The 24,664-nt window shown below is 47.0% G+C and carries 28 protein-coding genes; 12 read left to right on the top strand and 16 right to left on the bottom strand.

Annotated features, from left to right (window positions below):
• Window positions 1-35: 35 nt before the first annotated feature.
• From K9W43_01605 to K9W43_01590, 4 genes are read right to left on the bottom strand one after another with little or no spacing between them, the layout of a single operon-like run.
• Complete coding sequence (locus K9W43_01605) at window positions 36-1,421, bottom strand: aspartate kinase (protein MCF2135911.1); 1,386 nt, start codon at window positions 1,419-1,421, stop codon at window positions 36-38.
• Window positions 1,418-2,500 carry an aspartate-semialdehyde dehydrogenase gene (gene asd / locus K9W43_01600; protein MCF2135910.1) on the bottom strand — a complete coding sequence of 361 codons (1,083 nt, stop codon included), beginning with the start codon at window positions 2,498-2,500 and terminating at the stop codon, window positions 1,418-1,420. The genes K9W43_01605 and asd overlap by 4 nt, the downstream gene beginning before the upstream one ends.
• A complete protein-coding gene (locus K9W43_01595; GenBank protein ID MCF2135909.1) occupies window positions 2,491-3,219 on the bottom strand; it encodes a UPF0280 family protein in 729 nt (242 codons plus the stop codon). Before K9W43_01595 ends, asd begins: the two co-directional genes overlap by 10 nt.
• An 11-nt stretch (window positions 3,220-3,230) precedes the next feature.
• Window positions 3,231-4,589: a 4Fe-4S binding protein gene (locus K9W43_01590; GenBank protein MCF2135908.1), complete on the bottom strand. Its 1,359-nt coding sequence runs from the start codon at window positions 4,587-4,589 to the stop codon at window positions 3,231-3,233.
• Window positions 4,590-4,950: 361 nt separating this feature from the next.
• Between K9W43_01590 and K9W43_01585 the strand changes: the two genes are divergently transcribed.
• Together K9W43_01585 and K9W43_01580 are read left to right on the top strand one after the other, a co-directional pair.
• Window positions 4,951-5,289 (top strand): protease inhibitor I42 family protein, encoded by a 339-nt coding sequence (locus K9W43_01585; GenBank protein MCF2135907.1) that lies wholly within the window; start codon window positions 4,951-4,953, stop codon window positions 5,287-5,289.
• Between the two features lie 194 nt (window positions 5,290-5,483).
• Complete coding sequence (locus K9W43_01580; protein ID MCF2135906.1) at window positions 5,484-6,725, top strand: acyl-CoA dehydrogenase family protein; 1,242 nt, start codon at window positions 5,484-5,486, stop codon at window positions 6,723-6,725.
• A gap of 267 nt (window positions 6,726-6,992) precedes the next feature.
• Here the strand turns inward: K9W43_01580 and K9W43_01575 are convergent, their stop codons facing one another.
• The 3 genes from K9W43_01575 to K9W43_01565 form a co-directional block, all read right to left on the bottom strand.
• Entirely contained in the window at window positions 6,993-7,376 is a 384-nt protein-coding gene (locus K9W43_01575) for a hypothetical protein (protein ID MCF2135905.1), read from the bottom strand.
• Entirely contained in the window at window positions 7,369-7,722 is a 354-nt protein-coding gene (locus K9W43_01570; GenBank protein MCF2135904.1) for a hypothetical protein, read from the bottom strand. The genes K9W43_01575 and K9W43_01570 overlap by 8 nt, the downstream gene beginning before the upstream one ends.
• Before the next feature lie 267 nt (window positions 7,723-7,989).
• Window positions 7,990-8,292, bottom strand: coding sequence for a nucleotidyltransferase family protein (locus K9W43_01565; GenBank protein ID MCF2135903.1), 303 nt, complete (start codon window positions 8,290-8,292; stop codon window positions 7,990-7,992).
• Between the two features lie 324 nt (window positions 8,293-8,616).
• Here K9W43_01565 and K9W43_01560 point away from each other — a divergent pair, with 324 nt between their 5' ends.
• From K9W43_01560 to dinB, 3 genes are all read left to right on the top strand, one after another.
• Entirely contained in the window at window positions 8,617-8,862 is a 246-nt protein-coding gene (locus K9W43_01560; protein MCF2135902.1) for an antitoxin VapB family protein, read from the top strand.
• A gap of 3 nt (window positions 8,863-8,865) precedes the next feature.
• Window positions 8,866-9,270: a type II toxin-antitoxin system VapC family toxin gene (locus tag K9W43_01555; GenBank protein MCF2135901.1), complete on the top strand. Its 405-nt coding sequence runs from the start codon at window positions 8,866-8,868 to the stop codon at window positions 9,268-9,270.
• A 113-nt stretch (window positions 9,271-9,383) separates the two neighbouring features.
• A complete protein-coding gene (dinB, locus tag K9W43_01550; GenBank protein ID MCF2135900.1) occupies window positions 9,384-10,496 on the top strand; it encodes a DNA polymerase IV in 1,113 nt (370 codons plus the stop codon).
• A gap of 236 nt (window positions 10,497-10,732) precedes the next feature.
• Here dinB and K9W43_01545 read toward each other — a convergent pair whose 3' ends face one another.
• Window positions 10,733-10,978, bottom strand: a complete 246-nt coding sequence (locus K9W43_01545) for an ATPase (protein ID MCF2135899.1) — start codon at window positions 10,976-10,978, stop codon at window positions 10,733-10,735.
• A 206-nt stretch (window positions 10,979-11,184) separates the two neighbouring features.
• Here K9W43_01545 and K9W43_01540 point away from each other — a divergent pair, with 206 nt between their 5' ends.
• Window positions 11,185-11,745 (top strand): PCI domain-containing protein, encoded by a 561-nt coding sequence (locus K9W43_01540; protein ID MCF2135898.1) that lies wholly within the window; start codon window positions 11,185-11,187, stop codon window positions 11,743-11,745.
• Window positions 11,746-11,869: 124 nt separating this feature from the next.
• Here K9W43_01540 and K9W43_01535 read toward each other — a convergent pair whose 3' ends face one another.
• From K9W43_01535 to K9W43_01525, 3 genes are all read right to left on the bottom strand, one after another.
• Window positions 11,870-13,006, bottom strand: a complete 1,137-nt coding sequence (locus K9W43_01535) for an Lrp/AsnC family transcriptional regulator (protein ID MCF2135897.1) — start codon at window positions 13,004-13,006, stop codon at window positions 11,870-11,872.
• Window positions 13,007-13,052: 46 nt separating this feature from the next.
• Window positions 13,053-13,544 (bottom strand): hypothetical protein, encoded by a 492-nt coding sequence (locus K9W43_01530; GenBank protein MCF2135896.1) that lies wholly within the window; start codon window positions 13,542-13,544, stop codon window positions 13,053-13,055.
• 115 nt (window positions 13,545-13,659) lie between these two features.
• Complete coding sequence (locus K9W43_01525; GenBank protein MCF2135895.1) at window positions 13,660-14,952, bottom strand: Ig-like domain-containing protein; 1,293 nt, start codon at window positions 14,950-14,952, stop codon at window positions 13,660-13,662.
• A gap of 149 nt (window positions 14,953-15,101) precedes the next feature.
• Here K9W43_01525 and K9W43_01520 point away from each other — a divergent pair, with 149 nt between their 5' ends.
• The 3 genes from K9W43_01520 to asnS all read left to right on the top strand — a co-directional run bounded on the left by K9W43_01520 (window position 15,102) and on the right by asnS (window position 18,391).
• The gene (locus K9W43_01520) at window positions 15,102-16,142 is read left to right on the top strand and encodes a S8 family peptidase (protein ID MCF2135894.1); all 1,041 of its coding nucleotides are present in this window, start codon (window positions 15,102-15,104) and stop codon (window positions 16,140-16,142) included.
• A 114-nt stretch (window positions 16,143-16,256) separates the two neighbouring features.
• On the top strand, window positions 16,257-16,988 hold the full coding sequence (locus tag K9W43_01515; GenBank protein MCF2135893.1) for a phosphatase PAP2 family protein: 732 nt from the start codon (window positions 16,257-16,259) through the stop codon (window positions 16,986-16,988).
• A 116-nt stretch (window positions 16,989-17,104) separates the two neighbouring features.
• The gene (asnS, locus tag K9W43_01510; protein MCF2135892.1) at window positions 17,105-18,391 is read left to right on the top strand and encodes an asparagine--tRNA ligase; all 1,287 of its coding nucleotides are present in this window, start codon (window positions 17,105-17,107) and stop codon (window positions 18,389-18,391) included.
• An 11-nt stretch (window positions 18,392-18,402) separates the two neighbouring features.
• Here the strand turns inward: asnS and K9W43_01505 are convergent, their stop codons facing one another.
• Entirely contained in the window at window positions 18,403-18,537 is a 135-nt protein-coding gene (locus tag K9W43_01505; GenBank protein ID MCF2135891.1) for an antitoxin VapB family protein, read from the bottom strand.
• Between the two features lie 216 nt (window positions 18,538-18,753).
• Between K9W43_01505 and K9W43_01500 the strand changes: the two genes are divergently transcribed.
• Together K9W43_01500 and K9W43_01495 are read left to right on the top strand one after the other, a co-directional pair.
• Window positions 18,754-19,026, top strand: a complete 273-nt coding sequence (locus K9W43_01500) for a hypothetical protein (GenBank protein MCF2135890.1) — start codon at window positions 18,754-18,756, stop codon at window positions 19,024-19,026.
• A 156-nt stretch (window positions 19,027-19,182) separates the two neighbouring features.
• Window positions 19,183-19,800 carry an isoprenylcysteine carboxylmethyltransferase family protein gene (locus K9W43_01495; GenBank protein ID MCF2135889.1) on the top strand — a complete coding sequence of 206 codons (618 nt, stop codon included), beginning with the start codon at window positions 19,183-19,185 and terminating at the stop codon, window positions 19,798-19,800.
• A 49-nt stretch (window positions 19,801-19,849) separates the two neighbouring features.
• Here K9W43_01495 and K9W43_01490 read toward each other — a convergent pair whose 3' ends face one another.
• Window positions 19,850-20,842, bottom strand: a complete 993-nt coding sequence (locus tag K9W43_01490; GenBank protein ID MCF2135888.1) for a hypothetical protein — start codon at window positions 20,840-20,842, stop codon at window positions 19,850-19,852.
• Between the two features lie 245 nt (window positions 20,843-21,087).
• Between K9W43_01490 and K9W43_01485 the strand changes: the two genes are divergently transcribed.
• Complete coding sequence (locus K9W43_01485; GenBank protein ID MCF2135887.1) at window positions 21,088-21,489, top strand: hypothetical protein; 402 nt, start codon at window positions 21,088-21,090, stop codon at window positions 21,487-21,489.
• Here K9W43_01485 and K9W43_01480 read toward each other — a convergent pair whose 3' ends face one another.
• From K9W43_01480 to K9W43_01470, 3 genes are all read right to left on the bottom strand, one after another.
• A complete protein-coding gene (locus K9W43_01480) occupies window positions 21,490-21,729 on the bottom strand; it encodes a TIGR04076 family protein (protein MCF2135886.1) in 240 nt (79 codons plus the stop codon).
• An 86-nt stretch (window positions 21,730-21,815) separates the two neighbouring features.
• On the bottom strand, window positions 21,816-23,132 hold the full coding sequence (locus K9W43_01475) for a cation:proton antiporter (protein ID MCF2135885.1): 1,317 nt from the start codon (window positions 23,130-23,132) through the stop codon (window positions 21,816-21,818).
• Between the two features lie 248 nt (window positions 23,133-23,380).
• On the bottom strand, window positions 23,381-24,652 hold the full coding sequence (locus K9W43_01470) for a cation:proton antiporter (protein ID MCF2135884.1): 1,272 nt from the start codon (window positions 24,650-24,652) through the stop codon (window positions 23,381-23,383).
• Window positions 24,653-24,664: the final 12 nt, after the last annotated feature.

Genomic DNA, 24,664 nt, shown 5'->3' with positions numbered 1-24,664 from the left:
GTATCATTGACAATATGAAACAATAGTACCGAACTCTATGATCTCACGCCTCCAAAATAGTCATCATGCACAGCTTGGATAGCGGTCTTCATGTCTTCACTTCGTACAATGAAGTAGTAAGCCACCTCAGAAGCCCCAGCTGCAAACATCTCAACATTGACTCCCTTTCGAGCGACCGCTGAGAATACCCGTGCTGCAAGTCCATGCGTGGTGAGAAGACCCTCCCCAACAACCGCGATCAGTGCCACATCATCTCGAATCTCGATCCTCTCAATGACACCCCCAACCTGATCACTCAGAACCTCCTGACTCCGCATAATGTCTTTGGTGTCAATAAGGAGGTTGATACAGGTCTGTGCCGTTATCACGGAATAGATGTTGATATTGACATTAGCAAGAGCTCGACCAATATCACCGATAATACCAGGCTGATGACCCACACCGACACCATGGATACGGAGAACTGAGAGGTTACTGCTACAGGTCACACTCTTGACGATATCATCTCGCGGATCGCAATCCGATTGAATTATTGTGACAGGCCCTGATGGGGAATATACATTCTTTACAATGATGGGAATATCTGTACCTATGAGTGGTTCAACTGTCCGAGGATGCAGTAGTCGAGCCCCAAAATAGGACAACTCGGCAGCCTCACGATACGAGAGAAACTCGATACTGCGGGCATCGGGAATCAACTGGGGATCAGCAGTCATAAAGCCATTCACATCCTTCCATATCTCCACCGTATCAGCATCAAGAACCTGTGCGATCACAGCTGCACTATAGTCTGAGCCATTTCTACCAAAAGAAGAGATTCGCCCATCATGACTACGCCCAAAGAAACCAGTGACAACTGGTATAACTCCTTCTCGCAATAACGGGACCACACTGTGCTGAAGGTTCTCTTTTACCGCGATCAAGTCGGCTGTAGCATTATAACACGAATCATCTGTGATAATCCCAATCTCATCAGACTCAAGTGACCTTGCTGGCACATCTCGAAGGTTAAGAGCAGCGGTCAACAGGATTGCTGAGAATCGCTCACCCTGCGAGAGAACCAGTAGATGCACAACATCACTCAACTCACCAGTATAGGAGATCCCATAGAGAAGTCGCTCAAGACGACCAAGGCGTACTTCGAGAAGATCTATGGTCTCGTCACAGAGCCTCTTATCCTCAAGTATCTGCCGCGCAATCCCGACATGTATGTTACGCATTGTCGTCACAGTATCCTGAATACTAGTCTCATCTTGAAGGGCCAGACGCGCCGCCTCTTCGAGCATATTCGTGACACCAAATACTGCGGAGACGACCACAGCAGGCACACCTTCTTTTAGAGCAGTAGTAATGATCTCCGAGACCCGCACGAACGAGTCAGCATCACATAGACAACCACCACCAAACTTCATTACTCTCATGAGACCACCTCTTTCTTTGGAAGATACCCACGCGCAACCGTATACTCTGCATTTAGCACAGAGGCCCCAGCAGCACCCCGAATGGTGTTATGCACAAGAAGGAAGAAGCTCAGGAGTCCATCCTTCTCGCGGATACGCCCTATCTTTACGCTCATTCCGTGATCTTGCGCAGTGAGTGAGAGGTCTCGAACTGGTTGTGGGCGGTCCGGTCCGTCTAATACAACGACTGGCTGCTGTGGAGCAGTGGGCAGGTCTAGTCTTTGCGGAGGTCCCGAGAATGAGGCAAATGCCTGCTGAACGCGATCGACTGTCACGGGATCATCGAGCGCAACAACTACACTCTCGAGATGCCCATTCATTACAGGTACCCTTGCACAGGAAGCATTGATACGAAAGTCAGCATAGCGTATGTGGTCATCCTGTAATTCGCCGAGTATCTTTCGTGACTCGGTCTCGATCTTAAGTTCCTCCTTCGGAATATATGGGATCACATTACCAAGGATGTCCATAGAGGCCACTCCGGACCGACCAGCCCCTGAGAGAGCCTGATAGGTAGTCACAATGACACTGCGAATACCAAATTGCTGTAGTGGTCGCAGACCAAAGACCAGTCCAGACGTTGAACAGTTGGAATTTGTGACTATGAATCCTGCATCACCATATTGTTGATACTTGATAAGCTCCAAGTGTTCGGGATTGATCTCGGGAATCAGAATGGGAACAGTATCTCTCATCCTGTGATATCCTGCATTGGTAAAGACCGGAAGACCTGAACTTGCAAGCTCGTGCTCGACAGGCCCGGCCACCTCACTCGGAAGCGCACTAAAGACCAGATCGACACCCGCATCTGCTATCAGATCCGGATCGGTCTCAATTACCTGAAGGTGCCGAACAGACTCGGAGAGATCGCTTGCCATTAACCAATCCACGATAGAACCATACTCGTTCCCGGATGAATGCGAAGAGGCGGTCAGCAGTGCAACTTCAAAGAGAGGATGTTCTTGGAGGATTCGAACAAACTGCTGCCCAACAAGCCCGGTGGCACCAAGTATGCAGACCCTAAGCCGACTCAATAACAACACCCTCCTACTTTTGCTATAAGATTTTCATCGACCTGAACACTCACCAGACGAGGCAGCGACCCGCCAATGCCAATCAGTTCCCCGATGACGACCATCGCACCTCTCACTCCTTTGATCAATACCTGTCGAATCTTGGACTCAACATGACCACCATCTCTCGTCGTCACAACATTTCCAAGAGCAGTGGCAGCGGCATCAGCAAGAAATACATCATCGGCAAATACAGTAGATGCATCGGTCCCACCAAAACTCAGAGATGGCCCAACTGTAGCTGAAGAGGTACAGAGGCCAAGTAGTCTGTGAGTGACATCTATGTGCAGACCCAGATTGCGAACACCTCTTCGACCAGTATAGATACCTGCAACAATTGGATGATCAAGGAACATTGCAATGTCCCCACCATTGTCGAAGACAACATGGGACGCCCCCTTTTCAACAAGGGCCTCAATCACAGTCTGAGCGATCGCTCCTGCAACAGTAGCCATTGGGCCTACACCAACTTCTCGGGACGCCTCGGCCATTCGCTTCACAATCACAGGTGCATCCTCTTCGATCTCTAAGGGTTCCAAGCTGCTCCAGAACCACGGATGGTCACGAATATACTGACGGATCTCAAGACGAGCCCGCCGCACTATTGCCTCAGCAGGAACAAAATACTGCGCTTCTGCTGTCATGAGAGCAATGGTCTCTCCAATCTGAATTAATCGACGTTTCACGAAACATCACCTCACTCCCTCAGAGATATTGCCCCATGAGGGCATATGTCACGGCACGTCCCGCATTCCACACAACGGAAGGGATCGTCCGTGATGCGCCACTCATCGTCTCTTTGGAATACTCCGGCGGGACAGTACATCACACATAGTCCACAATGGACACACCGACTCTCATCACGGAATACATACTGCCCCTCAGGAACAACATGCGGCGTACGGGGATATGCCGAAACGGTTGGTTCCCTCTGTGGCATCATCCTCATGGTCCCAGTCGCCGCAAGACGCTCAACAGGTGAGGTCAGAGTAAACTCCCCCTTGCGTATTTGTGACTTGAGCAGATCAGCAACCCGTTGCGCCATCATGAAGCTGGACATCGGCGCGGTCTTGACCTCACGCCCATCGAGCTCGATACGCCCTGATTTGAGTTCGGCATAACTCACTTGTTTTAGAGATGGGCGATCTTCTGAGGGAACGCTGTAGTCATAGACACCGGTGATGATATCAGAATCGGAAACGCCTGTACTCTTTACAATGTCCTCATTGAGAATGGGTATCGGGACACCCACTCCAACATAGAGGGACACACCATACTTTGTCAGAGTCACACCACGAACGTACTCCGGTGACATCTGCTTCAGATCGCCTCGGACCATCAATGTGCTGAAGCCATTGTCAGGATTGTGTTGTGTTCCACTCCCGATGATGTAGCCCTGGGCCCCACCTAGAAATATCCGTGTCCCAATCCCTATTGTCCGAAACTGAGGGTCATTAATGAGCGGGGAGAGCTCTCCGGCCCCTGAAAAAGTGGCATTCTCAAAATGTGGTAGCAACTTCCCCATGTAGGTATACAATGTGCGATCAGAGGAATTTGTCGCAACACTATAACGCTCGTATGCGTTTCGTGGATTTAGCATGACCGCCTGATTGAGATCGTCTATAGTGATCTCGGTCGAGATCTCCCGTCGAGGATAGCAGTCGGTCCCATAGGCCTCTGCACGCAAATGAATGGGGCGACCCCGAATCAAGTCCTCAATGACATGTCCACCACCATAAGCCATGCCAAGAGTCTCGGAGAGCTGCCCTGCACCAAGATATGCATCCACTGCGGCAACAGCAGTATATGCCTCTACATCATTCAACCATACCCTAGACATCTTGATCGGAGGCTCAGAATGCCCAAAGTTCAACCACACTCCTGATGAACACATGGCCCCAAAAGTACCAGTCGTGACAACATCGACCTCTCGAACCGCTTCGGCAGGACTCTTTTCTTTGAGCAAGGCGGCCATTTCGGATGCGGTGATAACACTCACACTTCCATCCTCTATCCGCTCATTGATCTCATCTACTGTCTTCTCGTACTTGGTCATTCTTTTACCTCCCTTACCGTTCTTAGAGTCGTCTATGCTGGCCCAGAGAAGTTTAATAAAAAACTAAGAAGAGAGCCAACCATGCCACCGAATCTTCCATGAAGTGAGAGAAGTGAACTCATCGTCGCGTGGTGTACTCCCATGAACCTCAGATCTCTCCCGTCGGTGAGGCCGACTGGCTCGTTCCTCTCCCTATGGACATCTATGGAATCTTCGACTCATTGGTTGGCAAGATGGTGCCGCCAATCAGGGGGTTATAAAATTTCGCAACTCAGTAACGACATAAGAGCGCGTTAGACTTATCGGAAGAGATTTCGTTGTGAGCCATGGACAATAAGGCCACTACAGCGGTGATACGATCATGAGACCACCTCTCGACGAACCAGTCAGAATACAATGCGGAAACGACGAATACCAATTTCAAGTGGGAGATAGATTCTACCTCCAGTATCATCGTCATGGCTCGGTGGGAGAGGATGCTGAGATCATCGTAGAGAATGACGGTATCATTTCTGTCGAAAAGAAGGAGTCCGAATATCTACATCCTGAGAGAATGAAACCAGGAATGACTGGCGGTGACGCCGAACATGTCAGATGGTTCTTCAGGGCGGCTTCACCCGGAACAACTAAGATCATTGTACGCAAGCTCTTCCGTTTTGAGATCGAGGACGAGTGCTCGATGAAAATAGTCATTGTATGACCAATCCAGAATCTGCCGATTGAAACGATGATCACAATCATGTCGGTTCACAATCCACTCGGTCTCAAGACCGGACGCTCCAATAAAATCGCAGGCACCAGAGTGATATAGTGTGCCTTCGGAATATCTATATGCAGGCGTCATTCCAAATCGCCCATCCTAGCATGGACATTCACATGCGCGAGGTAGTCAAAATGCACTTTGAAGAGTCTGAAGATGAGCGAATGTTTCGCGATGCTGTTCGTGAATTCGCACAGAAATATGTCGCTCCGGCTTGGCAAGATTATGATAAAAACCATGAGATCCCCAGAGATCTCATTAAGAAAATGGCAGAGATGAACCTCTGGGCACCTACTGTCTCTGAGGAGTACGGCGGCGCGGGCATCTCTATGACCATGGCCTGTATCGCTGCTGAGGAACTGGCACGGGCAGACCTCTCTATCGCTCTCCCCGTCATGTACCTCGTCGAGGCATCATGGGCTTTCATCTTTGACCGCTATGGCACTCATGAGGCAAAGTCAGAGATCCTCCCACGGGTCACCAGCGGCGACCTCTTCTTCGGTATCGCCACCACTGAACCCACCGGCGGCTCCGATCTCGTCAACTCCACCAAGACCATCATCAAACCCAAGGGCGATAACTTCGTCGTTAATGGTGAGAAAGTCTATATCTCTGGTGTTAGAGAGTCCGAAAAGTACGGCGGCGTCTACTTCACCATCGGTAAGGAAGATCCTAAAGGCGATCATAAGTCCTTCACCGCTTTCATCACTCCCCTCAATATGGGCGACGGCCTTCACCCAAGTATCACCACCACCCTCTTCGAGGACATGGGGCGGATGGGCGTTTCAACCGGCGGCTTTAATATCGAAGATATGGAGATTCCAAAGCATTATATCATCGGAGAGCGCGGAAGAGGCTTTATCATGGCGATGCAGGGCTTTTCGAGCGCTCGCGTACTCATTGGAGCCACGTGCTTGGGCGCAGCCGAGGGCGCGTTTAGCATAGGCGTTGATTACGTGAAGCAACGTAAGCAATTTGGTCGCCCTCTAGCAGCCTTTGAAGGGATCATGTTCGAAGGAGTTGACTCGTGGATGGCACTTGAGGCGGACAAGCTCTTAGTATACAAGGCCGCACGGCTGATGGACAGGTATTACATGGAGGGCGACAAGACGGTCACCCCGCTTGACATCGCCAAGTACACAGCACTTGCAAAATACAAGGCCCCACACGATGCCCTTGACATTATCACCCGAGCAATGACCTGGCACGGAGCCTTCGGGTACACCAAGGAGTGCCCACTTGAGGCATCATATAGAGGCGTCCGATCCTACACGGTCGGCGCTGAAGGTGGAGCCCACATTCAAAAAATCGTCATGGGCAGGGAAATTTTTGGGCGAGAATATCTCCCCTACCGCCAGAAGGGCCAGTTCGATTAATTTGTTAATGAAGAGAGGACGAACGCCTCTCTTCCCCGCTTCTTTTTATTAAAAACGAGCTGGTCTTCGCGGGAGAGCAAGGCAACACCGTGAGGCAAACAGACCAGATCACAGAATTGTTTCGCCAGTTAAGGGGAACATACTCATTGCAGGGAAAGGACTTGCCCTCATATATTGCAGATCTATTTCTTCACTCCACAATTGTTACTTCGTATAGAATGGACAGGAAAGTATCGCACAAGTTGAGGGGGAAATGCGCCTCCGATCTCACAGAGGTGCATTTTCGTAGGCATTTTTCCCGCATACGGGGCATTTCCGAGGCGGGGCCTCACCTATAGTGACTTTGAAGAGACACCCGTTTGATGCACACTCGACCCAGTAGAATTCGTCGGAGAGCGGCGCCTCAAATTCTGCGAAGAAATCGGTCACTGTATCCATAAGTTTGAAGCCGTCCTTCTTGAGCTGCTCAAAATAGGCCTTTTGCACTCTGAGCGCATGGAGAACATCATCAATACTATGGATCTCATAATACTCGTCACTGCCGCGAATAATATCCGTCATATACTTGAAGTTGAACCGTAGAGGCCTACAGACCAAACAGGGACACTCATCGCGGTTCAGCCCGCTATTGGAACACGTCTCCTTACTCATTTTGACTCTCACTCCTGCATTGTTGACAAAAATCAGGTTGCTGCGTCCCAATGGGCAATTCTAAGATATTCCCACAGTTTTTACATCGGCCCCAATAGAACCCCTCGCGCTTTATTGGACGAAGTTCAAGGTAGTCAATTGAATCGCCATCCTGAGCCGTAAAGCCCAGTTCCTTCAACCTGATGAAGTAGTCGATCTCCGACTGGATCAAATCAATTATGTCATCGATTGTCTTACAGCCCGCTTCAAGCCCGATAAACTTGAATCTGTGAATAATAGGATTGCAATCCAAGCACCCACATTCAAAAACAGGCAATCCCGTATTAGGGCAACTCGGTTCAAACATTATCCGGCACCACAATAAATAGTGTATAACTTCAGTATTTAGGTTAAACGAATTTGTACGATAGAGTCCCCTCAATCAGTGGCGAGCTGTCAAAAGTTTCGCTTTTCGTCGCATCTAGAACTGTGTAAAAAGCTCGTAGTTGGAAATTAGGCTAGAGAGAGCGGACAGCAAAAAGTTTTGGAGCCGGACACAACATAGTGCAATAGATCGTATGCTTGTTTGCTCAATGAATTATAACAGATCCCATAATGAGATCTTAGAGATGCACTAAACACACATGGCATATTCTACACTTCTGAGAATATGCGGTCTCAGCTCCGGCTTCAATGCCTCCTCAAGTACGAGATCCACTTTGTAACCGAATAGATCCTCGAGGAAAAACTTGAGTTCCATATAATTGTCAAAAGACTTCATTCCCTTTTCAAATTGCACGAGGACATCTATGTCACTTCGTTCCTGCTGCTCGCCCCGGACATATGATCCAAAAACACCGATCTTTCGTACACCAAATTTTCTGATAGGATCCATATTCGTTTCAATCATTTTCAGGATGGCCGCCTTGGTCAACATTCTGGGATTCTCCCGTCATTCAATGATGAGCGTTTTACGTAACATTTCGGATGGAGGATTGTTCTGTAAGATCCTACACTCAATGATCTCTATAATATGACGGGTTTTTATATAATTTCGCCAGCGACGCGCACAGCCGATCATTCCGATACCTGCAGGTAAAACGTTTCATGTTGTTAAGTATCAGCAGATTAACGTCCATAAAGACAAGAACCCATAGAATAGGAAGATGCAGATAGACTTTCTATGAAAGGCAAACGGATTAGCATTCAGTACAAGCCCAATAATATATATCCATACATACATATGTATGAATGACTGAAAATGGCGCGCAATATAGCTGTGTCGGAAGATGTATACCGGGAACTAAGGGCACTCAAACGGGAAGGAGAAAGTTTCAGCGATGTACTTCGTCGGCTATTACGTAGACGGAGCAGATTGACAGATTTGGCAGGTTCAATGATGCTCTCTTCAGACGAGTGGGCAAAAATGAGAGAGATAAAAGAAAAACAGACCGAACTTGATGAGGCTAGGACGAAACATCTATTGGAAGAAATGAGTGAGGTATAGTACGTGCCGTTTTTTGATACCAATTTCATTATAGATCTAACAAGAGGGGATCAAGGAGCAATCCGTATTGCAAAAGATGTCGATTTGAGGGATGAAATCAAAGTAATATCAGTAGTGTCAGTTCACGAATATCTCAGGGGGATTTACTACAAATTTTCAGAGTCAAGGAAACTTGATGATAAGTTAAAAAGGGCACTCTCAACTCTTGGATATTTTGATCAGGTGCCAATTAGTGTTGAGATAGCAAGACGTGCAGCAGAAATTGATGCAATTCTAATAAAGAAAGGAAGAATAATACCACTTGCTGATGTGTACATTGGAACCAGTGCGCTACACTATGGACTTCCATTAGTCACGCGTGACAGGCACTTTGACCAATTCCCGAGCCTTCAACTCATAACTTACTGATTTGTCAATCCCTTGCAGGAGAATACATTCGGTCAACTCTCTCCACCGCAGGTGTGCGATCACATGGACCGGACCGCCCTAAAAATGCGATATAATAGGAGATCAAAACCGTATTGGGACTGCTGTTGACTCGCTGGATAATACACGCGGATATGGACGCATTCTTTGCCTCTGTAGAACAATATCGAAACCATCCCGAACTGATCGGGCGTCCAGTCTGCGTAGGCCATGATCCCAAGAACGGATATGGGAGAGGCGTCGTGCGTGCAGCATCATACGAGGCGCGGGCCAAGGGAATTCGTTCGGGAATGCCAGTGTCACAGGCATATCGTCTCTGCCCAGAGGCTGTGTTCGTGCAAGGTTCCTTTGAAGACTATGTGATCGCATCTGGCGAGTTCATGGAGGTACTACGTGAGTTTGCGGATGGGGACCGAGTCAGAAGAGCGAGCATCGATGAGGCATACATCGAGGTGACGGAGAGAGTTGATCGGTACGACAATGTGGAGTCTCTTGCAAGAGAACTCCAAAATGCAATAGATAGACGAACAGGACTGCCTTGTTCGATCGGGGCGGCTCCCAACATGTCTGTTGCCAAAGTGGCGACTGGTATGCACAAGCCCCGCGGCATCACCGTGGTCGGACCGAATCCTCACGACATCGAGAAATTCTTAGAGCCGCTCCCAGTTCGTGCCATCAATGGAGTAGGACCAAAAACAGCAGAGCGACTTGCATCATATGGCATCGAGACCCTAGGACAGATCCAGCGTATGTCTATCAACGAGCTTTGGCCGATCATGGGCCGATCAAGTCATTGGTTACTCTCAAGAGCCAGAGGCATAGATGAGCGGCCTCTCATAGATAACGGCCCAAGAGTACGAAAATCCATCTCGAAAGATAGAACGTTCATGGAAGATATTGATCCTGATGACGTGCCCTACCTGTACGATGCACTCTCCCAGATGTGTAGAAGAATTGGGGAGAAGCTCACGAAAAAGAGCCTTCGGTTTCGAACTGTGACCGTGAAGATCCGGTATAGCGATTATACCACAGTACAGCGAAGCAAGAGCATCCCTGTGGAGTCTGATGATTCAACAACGATTGAAAAGATTGCTAAGAGCATCTTTGACAGGGACCGTGATTCTAAGAAGCCTATTCGATTACTGGGGATCAAGGTCTCGGGGCTTCGTGAGGCCTCAGAACAGACATGCCTTGCTGAGTTCCTATGAGCGTCCATCATCTATGCAGTTTAACAGCGGAATTAATAGTACTGCAATAAGACCGTGTCTAGTGCTGCTGCTAGGTAGACTTCGGATGTTGTACTCGGGAATATAAAATAAAAACAATGTGAGAGAATCACAATGCATGAGTTTACCTCTCACATGAACACGAATGCCTCCGATACTATGGAATTCCATAAGGATCCCCTTAAGGGAGGCATTGTAAGGTACAGTCAGTTCATGAACTAACGTTGCTTTTCGTGCTCGTACGTTTCCCAGCTCTTCGCTGCTGACTCGTGACCTCGTGACCTGAGTTCGGACAGAGTGTGTCCACGAATTGCAGAACTCTTGAGCTGATTTTCCTTACGCGACTCGAATGAACTGGCAATCTCTTTTGCAACATCGTAGGGAGCACCAGCCTTCACAGAACTTACAACGATCTTTTCGGGCATGAATGCCTCCAAGCTACCGTTTCTCTTCTTTACCTGCATTTTTATTCACCATTTAGCTGAACAAAAAAGTATTAACGCGAAAGCACATAAACGTTCGTTAATGACGTAAAAGCTCGAAATGTGAAGGGAATGTGTATATGTATGAGAGATATACTGCAAAATGATTTATCATAAAACATGCAACTATTGTATATTGCGTCCATCATCACAATCCATGTCGTATCTGAGGAGGCTGGTGATTATCGATGAACCGAATTGTGAAGATATGTGTCTACTTGCTGATCACTCTGTTTGGAATCGTTGAACTCATCTATGGAGGCCTTGGCGCAGCCATATATGGACTTGGAGGAATCATTCCTGAATCAGGACTCCCTGTAATAGTCCCACTTATCGTCGGAACAGTTCTCACACTCTTTGGCCTGTTCATGTTGGTCAATACAATTAGACTGAGCACTATGCAGCGCAAGGTCGTGGAGGTTGCCTCTGCATACAAGGAGATCACTATTGAAGAGATGGCACGCCAGTCAGGCTTGACCATTCCCAATGCCAGATCGGCCCTTCAACGAGCTATTGCCGATGGTGAATTGAGAGGCCGTATCGAGGGAAACACCTTCATCCGTGAGAAGGAGGGACCGAAGGAGGTCGTCAAGATTGAACGCGAAGTCATGGTCACAAGGAAGGCGCCAGAAAAGTGCTATACTTGTGGTGCTGCGCTCAATCCACAGGATGTAGAGTGGGTGGGGCCGGATCAGATCAGATGTCCTCATTGTGGCGCCATCATGAATGTCACTACTGAACGCGTATAGATGAAGTGTTGGCAAAGACGCCGATGTCGCACATCTCAAGTAGACGCGAACCTCATCCAATATTGAGCTGATAGGTCAGTTAGTCCCATATAGGCAAAACTTATTGTCAGCCGACTGACCATGCCTATAGAAGACCATATTTTTCCTTCAGCGACTGCATCGGCTGCTCAATCATCCAGTGTTTATCAGAACGCCAACGCTTTCGATCCGCATCGAAGTTATCAGGGTAGAACCAATACAATCGACTATGGTTTCGAACCGTGTCCATCGTAAACACCTGAAGTTCCGGAAGGAATTTCCATAAGGTATAGAAGAGCTTGTGCTCGTGAGAGGGAGGCATTCGCCCCCACAAGAGAACACCATGTTCCTCCAGTAAATCAATCGAGATGGGGAAGGGGGGTGCGGTCTCAAGAGAAAAGGCATTGAACAATTTATTGCGAATGGAATCTTCCGCATGAGGGCAAAAGAACATCTTTGTAGAAGTGACATCAAAACGAGAACGGTCAATTTGTGCCCTAACGGACTCGATATAATTCTGAGTCAATGCTATTACTTTCCTACTGACGGAACTCTGGGACAGAGAGAGTTTCTTTTGAAGATGTGTCTGGTTTACGTTTGCATTGGCCGTTAGTTCTTGAAGGATCCTAAGATCCACAGGGGTGAGGAGGGGGATCTCAGACGCCGTGAAAGATGATAGTTCTTCTCTGTCCGATACTGTGGAAATATCATGTGACCATTCTGTCCAGTCATAGTCCCAAGTCATGGTCATGGAATCAAAGAGCTCAAGATTTGTCTTTGTCGAGGTACGGAAACTCGTACCTCTTCGAGCATCTACAATCTCGCACATATCCAGTTTACATAGGCCTTCAAGAAATCTTTGAAGATTATCGCGTCCATCTGGAGGGATGTCAAACTGGGCAAAGAGACCAGTGTAGGGACCATAGGTTCGAGACCTATAGTGGGTATAGGGGTGCACATCACATGCTACTTCCAAGACCTCGATACTGCGTTCTGTTTTGGCTCGTAACAAGACAATATACCGTTCGAGTCCGAGCTTGTCAGGGTTGAACACTGCCACAGGATCTGAGAGAACCTGTGCGTCCCTCAGTTGCTGGAGATGCCGGTTTGCGGTAATCCAACTGACTCCTGTCTTCTTGGCCAACTCCTGAATTGATATCGTTGGATTAAGTTCGATGATCTGTAAGAGCTTCAAATCGATTTGCGAGAGTGATATACTCAGTCCACCTCCTTGATAGGCCACTTACGTAGGCATTTTACACTTTGCCATGTTAATGGCAATAAATTCACTATGCCTCGACTTCAAGTGCTCCACAGGGATCAGCATCTCCGGAGCCACCAGGAGGATCAAAGACATATTGAACCTGACCACTCGCAACTCCACCAGTGTACAGAATGACGTCCACTGAGAATGTGTAATTACCAGACTCGGTGGCATGATCATAGAAATACATCGTGCAATGCAGATCTGAGAGGCGGGTGTTAATCGTGTATCCATACAGATAGGAAGTACCTGAAGGCAATGTCAGAGAAGGATAGATATCAAAGTTGTAACGCTGCGCGCCATCAAGATGAATGTCGAAGTATGCGATAACATCGTCTTCATAGCCGTCGTCATCAGCATCCGTATAAAATGCATCAAGTACATGAACTGTCACAGTAGCCTGATCATTACTACTCTGAATCGTCACTCTACCTGCCGATGCAGGAACGACCATCTGTAGTCCCCCGATCATAAAGGCCATCAAAAGGAGTGCCCAAAAGATGGTACGTCTTATCATAAGTATCACTACTCACAGTGCAGCATGATATATAAATTGTTCGAGCTGAAATTATAGAGTTTACCCAATAAAAGGACCGCAGACAGCAAGCTGCCTGCGACGTTTTAGATGTATATTAGACTGTGTATGAATCCGTGGTTTCCGTATTAAGAGAAGAATCATAGGTGTAATTGCTCTTTGTGACATCAATAACAGTGACTGTATGAGTCCCGGATTCAACATCAGTCTGAGAGAAAGCAGCAACACCATTACTATCGGTCGTTGCAACAAGACTGACAACGGTACCATCGGGATGAGTCCAATCAATTGAAACCTCGGCACCTGACACCACATCACCATTGGTGTCGACAATAGTAACGTAGCATGTAAGGTCAGTGCGTGGATAGCGGCCATGAATGTTTGTTTCATCCCAGCTGATGCCTTGAACGTACATTACAGCAGAGGATTCATCATCCGAGGAAACACCAGCAGCTGTTGATGCTTGGTAGATAATCTTGCCAATCGAAGTTGCGCCAAGCTGCATCACTTCAACGTTCCAGAGATAAAGCTGGTCGGTTGTTCCCTCAACAGTTATGCCATGATGCACAGTGCAAATCTTGTTGTCAAAACTATAGACAATCTCTTCAAGGAATTCTTGATAATGATCGCCAACATTTTGACCTTCGTAACCACTGGTCCGACCAGTACGATCAGCACCCATATTAGAATATTGGGCGCACCACAGAGTTTCATCATGTGCACTATTGTTGATCAATGAAACAGCAATGTCAGGTCGTATGGCATCGAATTCGTATTCATAGGCCTCCCATGCACGTGTCGTTGCCTTCTCATGACAACTGTGATAACTCATCCGGTAGTTGTAGTTTCCAACTCTACCACTATACTCCTCATGTTCTTTGCCAGAATCAGAGGCGTCATCGTCAGTATGCATCGGATTGAGAACATCTGCAAGATAGTGAGTCAGCATCCCCATAGCCTTACGAGCATTTGATGTATAATCAGAACTAGAGGGCATACCGATATCGACCCACAGTGTCAAGTTGCCAACGACCCAGTCATAGCAAGTCTGTACAGCATCTGGAGCACCCCTATCAGGAGAACCTCCGCGATAACCGTAATCTCCGAAGTCATAGTTATGATTTGTCCAATCTTGGAGAACCATGTCAGGCACTTCAGTATAGTAGAGGTACTCAGACATGTCCTCCTCAATCCAGCTCACAAGTCCCGGAAAGTTCTCCTTAACATAGATCATCCCATACTTGGCAAACTGATCATGCGTCCCATAGTCCGGGTCATCTTCGTTAGTACTCTTGCCGCCATTACTCCAAGCCTGTGCATCAAGAATGTGCAACTGTAACAGGAGGAGAGTGGCAACAACCACAATCAGAATCGCTCTTCGTTTCATCACAATTCCGTCTCGCCAATATATTTGGGTAAAGTCTATAGTTTCCTACTGATAAGTTTATAGTTCACCCAACATTTATTAGGGGCGGCGCAAACCAAGGGTCAACCCGTCAAGAACGATGGGACTCGTACCACATGCAGGTGAGAAAAAATTTGAAAACTAAAGCCTTGGCTGGCATGATGCTACTGTTCTTTGCGATAGCATCTCTCCCAGTAGCCACTTTCACAGTGACCACTGTGTCTGACGGCTTCACACTCTATGGTCCGCCCAGCTGGTTAGGTGGAGGCGGAGACGATACAACATATCCATGGCAGGATGACGATCCCGAGACCCCATGGGGAATCGAGAGAGTCTTCAATGGAAACTACGACGGCGATCAAGTGACCACTTCGGTCCAAGTTGCAATCTTGGACACTGGCATTGATCTTGACCACCCAGACCTTGCTCCCAACATTGCATGGACCGTAGATGCAACAGGTGGTAACAGCGTCGATGACAAGAATGGCCATGGCACACATGTCGCAGGCACTATTGGTGCAATCCGTGACAACAACGGTGTTGTTGGAATGTATGCGAATGTGCAGATCTACGCCATCAAGGTCCTCGGAAACGGAGGCCGTGGTGACTGGACCGACCTTGCCACTGGAATCATGTATGCATGTCAGGGCCCTGACGGTGTTGAGGGAACGGCAGATGACGCAGATGTCATCAGCATGAGCCTTGGTGGCTCATCAGCTCCAGAAGAGGTGCATGATGCGATCATTCATGCTTATGATCTGGGAATTGTAATTGTTGCAGCCGCCGGGAATGAGGGCGACGGAGATCCGTCAACTGAGGAGATCTCTTACCCCGCAGCCTATGCTGAAGTCATTGCAGTTGGTGCAACTGACAAAGACGATTCAATAGCCTCCTTCTCTAACACTGGTTCGTACCTTGAGGTTGCTGCCCCAGGTGTCGATATCTATTCCACCTACAAGAATGGTGGGTATGACACCCTGTCAGGCACTTCCATGGCCTGCCCACATGTAGCAGGGCTGGTGGCACTTATCATTGCAATTAATGGAAAGATGCCAGTCGGTACTTTTGACGACACTGACACCAGCACCATCCGCGGCTACTTGCATAGCACAGCACTGGATCTTGGCCCATCCGGGTGGGACCCCGCCTACGGATACGGTCTGATTCAACGCTAAAAATAAACACCCACTCAGGATGGAAGAGGTCGCGTTCGGCCTCTTTCATCCAACCTGCTTTTTTGTGACACAATGTATTTCAGTGAGAAAATATAACACGAACTGGGTAGTAAAATGGAAAGTGTAAAACAGTACCTCTGGTTTCTCTTTGGTATACTGGCCATTCTTATCATTGTAGGAGTGACCCTCCTGTACATGCCCATTGCAGCGATCTCACAACAGCTTCACGAACCGATCACACTGGCAACTTCTCTTGATCTGAGCATACCACTCGTCCCATCTGCGATCATCATCTATTGGTATGTGTTCTATGCATTCATCTTTTTCAGCTGGCTCTATTTGTCCTTTGCACAGAGAGAATACCGAAATGCTTTGGTCACTGCCTTTGTCGTCATCAGCTTTGTCGCATACGCTATCTATCTACTCATGCCAGTACAGGGACCAGAGCGAGCCGTCACGGGGACTGACTTTTTCTCAACACAGATCCAACTGCTATACAATACAGATACGCATGTGAACTGTTTCCCAAGTCTACACGGATCATACTCACTACTATCGGCATACGGGCTTTGGAGAGCAAAGAAAGAGTATGGGTATATTGCATGGCCAACCGCTATTGCCGTTCAGGTCTCGACCCTCTTCGTACGACAACACTGGATCGCCGACCAGTTGGCTGCTGCACTCATTACGCTGGTCATCGCGTATTTGATCTTTGACAAGCTCAAGTACACTAGAGTGGAAAGAAACACTACAGAGGTTCCTGACATCAAACCTTGGAAGATTGTGCTTCTGCTGGCCATTGCAATCATGTTCATGATACTCTACGTCTACACATTTGCTCTGTGACAGCCGAAAAGGTTTCGGTTCAAACACAAGCTAGCCTGATAGAGCGGCACTACTTCCGGAGGCAAATTGCCATACGATTATAAGGTTGACAGGAAGCAGAATTTTCGGGATGAGCATTGACAAAAGAGAAGATCGTAAAGATCCGAGATATAAGACCTGGAGAACCCTGTACCATTCGGGGATGGGTCTACAGAAAGAGAATTCAGAAAAAGGCATCATTCATTGTGATCCGTGATGAGACCGGAATCATTCAGTGTGTGCATCATCCCAATCAGAATCCACAGGTCGAGATTCCCGAGAATCTCGGCGTTGAGGCATCAGTTATAGTCACTGGTGTTGCAAGGGAGGACTCCCGAGCGCCCGGTGGGATAGAACTTGAGATCACAGGATTCGAACTTGTTGGTCCATCACATATGTTCCCAATTACTAAAGACCAGTCAATTGAGATGCTTCTTGATCTACGGCATCTGTGGCTTCGAAGCAGGAAGCAGACGCAGGCCATGCAGATCAAGGCTGAGGCCGTACGAGCTGCACGAGAATGGTTCTTCAAGAACAAATTCACCGAAACGTTCCCACCCATCTTGGTAGGTGGTGCCTGTGAGGGTGGCTCGACACTCTTCAAGCTCAAGTATTTTGACAAGCAGGCATATCTCAGCCAGAGCGCGCAGCTCTATCTCGAGGCGCTCATATTTTCGTTAGGCAATGTGTATTCGATCACTCCATCGTTTCGGGCGGAAAAATCACGGACAGTACGACATCTCACAGAGTACTGGCATATCGAGGCGGAATGCCCATACATGGGGCTTGATGAGATTTTGCAGGTACAGGAGCAGCTCTTCTCGCACATCTGTAAGACCGTTGCCAAGAAACAACCGGAGGCTCTTGAGGCACTTGGTCGGGACCCGAAGTTTCTGGCAAGCATCAAGGCACCATTCAAGAAGATCACGTATGAAGAGGCAGTTGACATCGTCCATAATTATGATATCAAGATGGAGATGGGTACCGACTTTGGAACAGAGGCAGAAAAAGCACTCTCATTGCATTTTGACAAACCGTTCTTTATCTACCGGTATCCAGAAAAGATCAAACCGTTCTACGTGAAGCGAGACCCCGATTATCCGGGCTATGTACTCTCGGCAGACCTTGTGGCTCCTGAAGGATATGGAGAGATGACCACCGGGGGGGCGCGAGAGGAGAACCTTGAGAGCATTGTCGAACGGATCAAGAATGAAGGCTTCAATCCTGATGACTATGGATGGTATCTTGACCTGCGTCGGTATGGCTCCGTCCCCCATGCAGGATTCGGTCTTGGCACTGAACGCTTGATCTGGTGGATGCTAAAACTCGAACATATCAGAGATGCTTGTGCGTTCCCACGTGTGCTTAATCGGGTCACACCATAGGCACGACTCACTTACTTTGACGATGTGATCTCATCAGGTAGGCAATCGATCAGTCGCCTGATGAGGTTGCTAAAACTCTCGCCAGGCTTTTTCATCTTCATTAGTTGATCGTAAATGTCGTCAGCCACAACAATTTGTTTCGCCATCTGTATCACAGTTTAACATTCAGTCATCACGTATCAACATTGCTAGAGATATAACTGAGATATAGAATGAACAAACAACACCTTCAATTTGCAAGTTATAGGCGACCATAGATTGGGAAACCAATCAAAACTTGAAACCTCGTTTCAAAATTGTTGATTTTAGAAAAGCATACAAGTCTAAATTGACATACTGCTACTAGTGGCTGGTGACTGTAGATGCCGACGACCAGATTCGATATACAAGATGACCTTGAAGAAGTACAAGCACGGCTTTATCGCGCTACCGGAACTATGCTAACAAGGAAAGAGATCAAGGCGATAATTTCCAAAATTGGATCAGAGCAATATGACTTGATATATCAAGCGATTAAATCGAGAGAGAAACCTCTTGATGATGTGATTGTGGAGAAGGTTCTGTCTTTATCTGAAGACCTAGGTCGGGGTAGCGATGACCTCTCCGAAAGAATCGATGAAATAACATATGGATAACTTCGAGATGACCAAACATATGTATGCAAATCGCTATAGATTATATTTTAGATGGAATATTATAACCCGACGGTATTGTGAAGCCTACAGTCACTCGCGACCGCACATAATCACTTCATCTAAATACATATCTTCAAAGATCAACCATGAGAAGATATGGAGATTTGGCCGGTTCTAAGTGTTCTTGGAATGTTCCTATCAATTCCAATCCTCTTCAAGTCGTATGAACACGAGAACCTGAGAGCAAGATTCGGTCAGGAGAGAGGCGATCAGTTAGCCGAGAGATTGGGACTGATCTCAGGTTATCTCTATTTTGGATTTTGGATCATGCAATGGTTGGTCCCACAGGAGCCGTTCAATCTAGGAATAGTACAGGGAATCATATTGGTTCTACCATTATGTGGACTTGTCACGCTCTCAATTCCAATAGATCATCTCATCATTGGTGTATTGTGTATTGCCCCCGGAGCTTGGTTAGGCATAGTAGGAGTACGTCGAGTCACGCTTCGTGTTGCCGAACGCCATCGACCAGAGAAGATTGTGTCTAATGGAATCTACGCACATGTGAGGCATCCACAGTATCTAAGGGGAATACTTTCTCATCTGGGAATGACCTTTTTTCTCTCGGCGCTCGGATCTCTTCTTCTCACACCGATAGTGATCATCATCAATTATATCATTGCCAGAAAAGAAGAGATAGAACTTGTTCGGGAATTTGGAGAAGAGTATGAGGAGTATAGACGACAGGTACCGATGTTTTTACCTAGATTATAGTGTTAAATAAAAAGAAATAAGGGCCGTCCATGAGGACGACCTGCGTATACTATTTTCGTCTGGTAACTATGATTCCCACAATAACAAGGACCCCGACAATTATTGCGGATAGCAACAAAGGCTGATTTGTCAGCAGATCAGTCAATGGATTCATTGATGTCGCTCCAGTGGATGTTGTGGTTGTTCCTCCAGTCGTAGTAGCAGTAGTCGTTGTGGTTGTGGTATAGCCGTCCGGAGTCCAACCAGCAAGCATCGCGACCATCCACCAGAAAGCCTTTCCCTTTTGTTCGCAGCTTGAATAGGTGGTATGGGCATCCTCACTCCCATGAAAATCAGGATGCTCTATCGGTATTGTATATGTGACGTCATCCACCGTATATTCATAGGTGGCCTGTTCACCATTACTCCAAGAGTCCAAGTCTGCAAAATCAAAGAGGACTTTATTATGTGACTTGCAATAGTTACGGATCTGCTCATTTCGTAAGTAACGATTGTAACCCTCCGCACTTCCAGTCTGAGCATTTCCAGTCATATAAATGAAAGTCACTCCTGGATGAGTGGACTCGAAAGAACTCATAGTATCGAGATACTCTTGGACCTGCTCTTCAGAGTATGAGTTGAGTTGAGTACACCAAGACCACATTGAAAAATTCAGGGCTGGATGATTATTCAATGTATTATGGGTCATTGTCTGACCAGACTCGCCTTGCCAATACAGATCGGGAGTGATGTAGGTATGGCCATCATTGCCATCATACATACAAAGAGCACCCTCCTCTGTAGGAAGCGAATTGCTTTCAAGAGCAAACGAGAATGTCGCATTAGCAGACTCAATCCGTTCAAGGCCAACAGTGATTTGACCACCATGACTAGTATGTGCATAGTGAAACTTGACATGAGCCTGTGCGGCATCAATATACTGACCCGGAATGCGATTAATGTCAATATTATTGTGATTTATGATCAGACCACCGACCCAAGCCCTTGTAGTGATACTATGCTCGATAGCTGGCACGGCATGACCAAATTGAACACTGCCCAACAGTATTAACAAAAGAGACATAATTAGTATAGTTTTGGCGGCGACGCGTTTCATAATAACGTGACTCCAAAGTTGATAGCAATCGCAATAAAAGAGAACTCATTAACTTTTCCGGTTCCGTTTCACCACTCATTCAAGCCTTTAGAAATGATACGAACATAAACTTCTTTTGCGAACACCGAGTCCGAAGAACAATAAATGGCCGCCGTTCATAATAGTGAATCCCGACCTAGGAGATATGACATATGTCACAGAGAGTGACAGGCCAACTGACAAAAAGGCAACTTCAAGAACTCAGAAGATTAGAACTTGTAAAACATGAATTAGATAAACTTCGCAAGAAAGGGATTGATGCGGACATACCAATATGCCCGGTTTGCAAGAGCCCACGACTTGTTCTAATCACCTCATACTATGATCTCGGATACCTTGGTTCGTTACAACCAGCATACTATTGCATCGACTGTGGCTGGTATGGACGAACTCTCACCATAATGACAAATCGTCCTGAGAATGATGCGATTCTTGAGGACATGAAAGAGGCCTTTGGAGATGACACGGCGATGGTGGATGCCACTGCTACATGCGATGTCGAAGAAACGGATGCTGAAAGTAAGCGAAACCGTTTCACTAACTATACATACTGATCAGGACACCTCAACACGATGTAGTTCGAATACGACAGGATTATTCGCATCGGGACAAGCGTGTGTGACACTACATTGATCATCAAGCCAGGGAAATCGTGCATTGAACATCATGGCAAAAGCCTTGGGAAGAAGCGAATAGAGCGCGCTTATGCACACCTTGCCGTCAATACCAGACTCGGTGATGGTAAATTCGTCCCCCACTCTGTAGCCCATTGCACAGGTACCATTTTGGCTAATGATTTTACATCGGATGGTTCATGATTTATCACGTATACACTCTGTGGATGTCATGGTATCGTTATGTCTACCAGTGATAAAAAATATCACGTACCATCGGGAGGTCGTCGAACATCAGTAGATGGGGTGGGATCGTTGAGACATGCACTATCGGATGCAAGCGAATCACTCACTTGTAGACCGCCGTCGATGTCGGCTGGAAATTCACCAGCTCGCCGTAATCCTTCGCTAGCCGCAATAGGACCAATGATTTGTAGAAGCATCGTAGTGATGATCACTACATTCAAGATGAGCAACCCGGCCTGAGCTGCACCAACAGCCCCAAATTTTTCTTCAACGATAAGGGAGAGCCCAACAGCAACGCCAGCCTGCGACATAAGGCAAAAGCCCAGAAATCTGGACGTGAGCAGGGGAGTCTTTGTAATGCGGGCTCCAGTATAGGCACCTACGTATTTTGCCAGTGAGCGGCCTCCCACGTAGAGAAGGGCAATGACAATGACCGTGATGTTAAGGGCCTGTGACAAGTTTATGGATGCACCTACAATTACGAAAAAGAGCATAACTACTGGGGACATAATGACTTTGAGTGTATGACAGACGGGCTCCTTTTTCGAATCAACATAGTTCCCAACGATAAATCCAAAGACCATGCATGCAAGGATAGCGCTCAAGTGTAACCATGTCATAAGTCCCACAAGGAGTATGATCAACCCAAGTTCGAACTCGAGGAGCTTGCTTCTATTCGGCTCGCGATTGATAAAATAGACCATGCCAGCACCAAAGAGACCCCCAACAACACCGGAGAGCCCAAGATCAAGAAGTGTTACGAATAGCGCCTCACCTATAGTCGAGGTACCAGCATAGGCGATGGCCGCGAATGAGATGGAGATATTTGCCAATAAAATAGCAATGACATCATCCAGTGCCAGAACAAACATCAGGGTCTCAGTCAGATTCCCCTTTGCATTGCGTTCCCAGATGACCATAACCGTGGAGGCGGGATCTGTTGCACTGGCCAAGGCACCAAAGACGATTGCAACAATAATATTATTTAAAACAAGATTGGTAAGGAAAGCCACGACAACAAATGTGAGAATTGATTCAAAAATGAGAATGGTCCCCATCTGACGAAGCCGACCTCGAAAGACATCTTTTCTGATCTCGAGCCCAATATTATACCCAATGAGTCCAAGAGCGAGATCCACTATTGGAAACATGGCCCCACGGATTTCATCATTCAAAATACCAAGACCACCAAGAAGGAGACCTGCAAGCATAAAACCGAGGATTTGAGGGACTCCTGCACGCTTCATGGCAATAGCACCTGCGAAGGCCAGTACTATCCCTAGACCGATTATCAACAGTGGCTCTGATGAGGTTGGCTCAAAGATGGGGATCTGCATTCGAATACCACCAGATTTTGTATTGATATGCGATTGAAGAAACATCTCGCTTTTGAACGTGTTGATTAGATTATCTACTTGCTAAGGAAAGGTACAAGATAAGGCGCTATACGAAGAAATATTTTGAACTACAACAAGAATCGAAGGATATATCTAGTAGAAGATTGATTGCCGAATGTAGTCTATTCTTAAACCAACAATAGATCAGACACAGCTGCAGGCTGAGAAAAACAAATTACGAGATCGAATCAACTCCCACATTTATCGACTTGAGAGGAGCTAGGCACTTCAATCGAATCTTCAATACAGATTATTGGAAATTCACCAGCTCGCCGTAATCCCTCACTAGCAGCAATAGGTCCGATTATCTGTAAAATCATGGTTGTCATGATTACAACATTCAAAATCAACAGACCTGCCTCTGCCGCCCCTCCAGCCCCAAAACTATTTTCAACTACAAGTGAGAGTCCCACAGCAATTCCCGCCTGCGACATAAGACAATAGCCAAGATATTTGGAGGTAAGTTCGGGTGCTTTTGTGAGCCGAGCTCCCGTATAAGCACCAACATATTTTGCGATTGAACGACCACCAACATAGAGGAATGCAAGAACTAGGACTGTGATATTGAATGCCTGACTGAAATTAATTGAACCACCAACAATCACAAAGAATAGCATAACGACTGGGGACATGACTATCTTTAAGGTATAACAGATAGGCTCTTTCTGTTTGTTCACGTAGTTCCCAACTACAAAACCAAAGACCATACAGGCAAGTATTGCGCTCAGATGCAGCCAAATCATACAACCGATTAGAAGAATGATTAGACCCAGTTCGAACTCGAGCAGATCACGACGCTCACGCTCTCGATCAATTGAGAATACAAGTACTGCTCCAAAGACAGCACCAAAGATACTGGATACACCAAGATTGAGGAGGGTAGAAAGAATAGCCTCAATGAAGGTCGTTGCCCCTGAATATGTGAGTGCAACAAAAGAGATCGATATGTTGGCAAGTAGAATTGCCACAACATCATCCAGTGCCAGAACGAACATCAGGGTCTCAGTCAGATTCCCCTTTGTATTCTTCTCCCAGATGACCATGACCGTGGAGGCGGGATCTGTTGCACTGGCCAAGGCACCAAAGACGATTGCGATGAGAATATTATGCAGAACCAGATTGGTAAGAAACGAGACCACCACAAACGTGAGAATTGACTCGAAGATGAGAATAGTCCCCATCTGACGTGTCTTGCCGCTGAACACATCCTTTCTGATTTCGAGTCCAATATTGTAGCCAATAAGGCCTAGCGCAAGATCCACAACTGGAAACATGGCCTCACGAACTTCGTCATTTAGAATACCGAAACTACCAAGAAAGAGACCTGCAAGCATAAAACCAAGGATTTGGGGCACACCTGCACGCTTCATTACTATGGCTCCGACAAAAGCCAGAACAATTCCGAGTCCGATGATCAAAAGAGGCTCTGATGAAGAAGGCTCAAAGATGGGGATCTGCATGTATCAGTAAAC

Source organism: Candidatus Thorarchaeota archaeon, assembly GCA_021498125.1.
Taxonomy (GTDB): domain Archaea; phylum Asgardarchaeota; class Thorarchaeia; order Thorarchaeales; family Thorarchaeaceae; genus B65-G9.
This window is presented reverse-complemented; position numbering and strand designations above follow the sequence as displayed.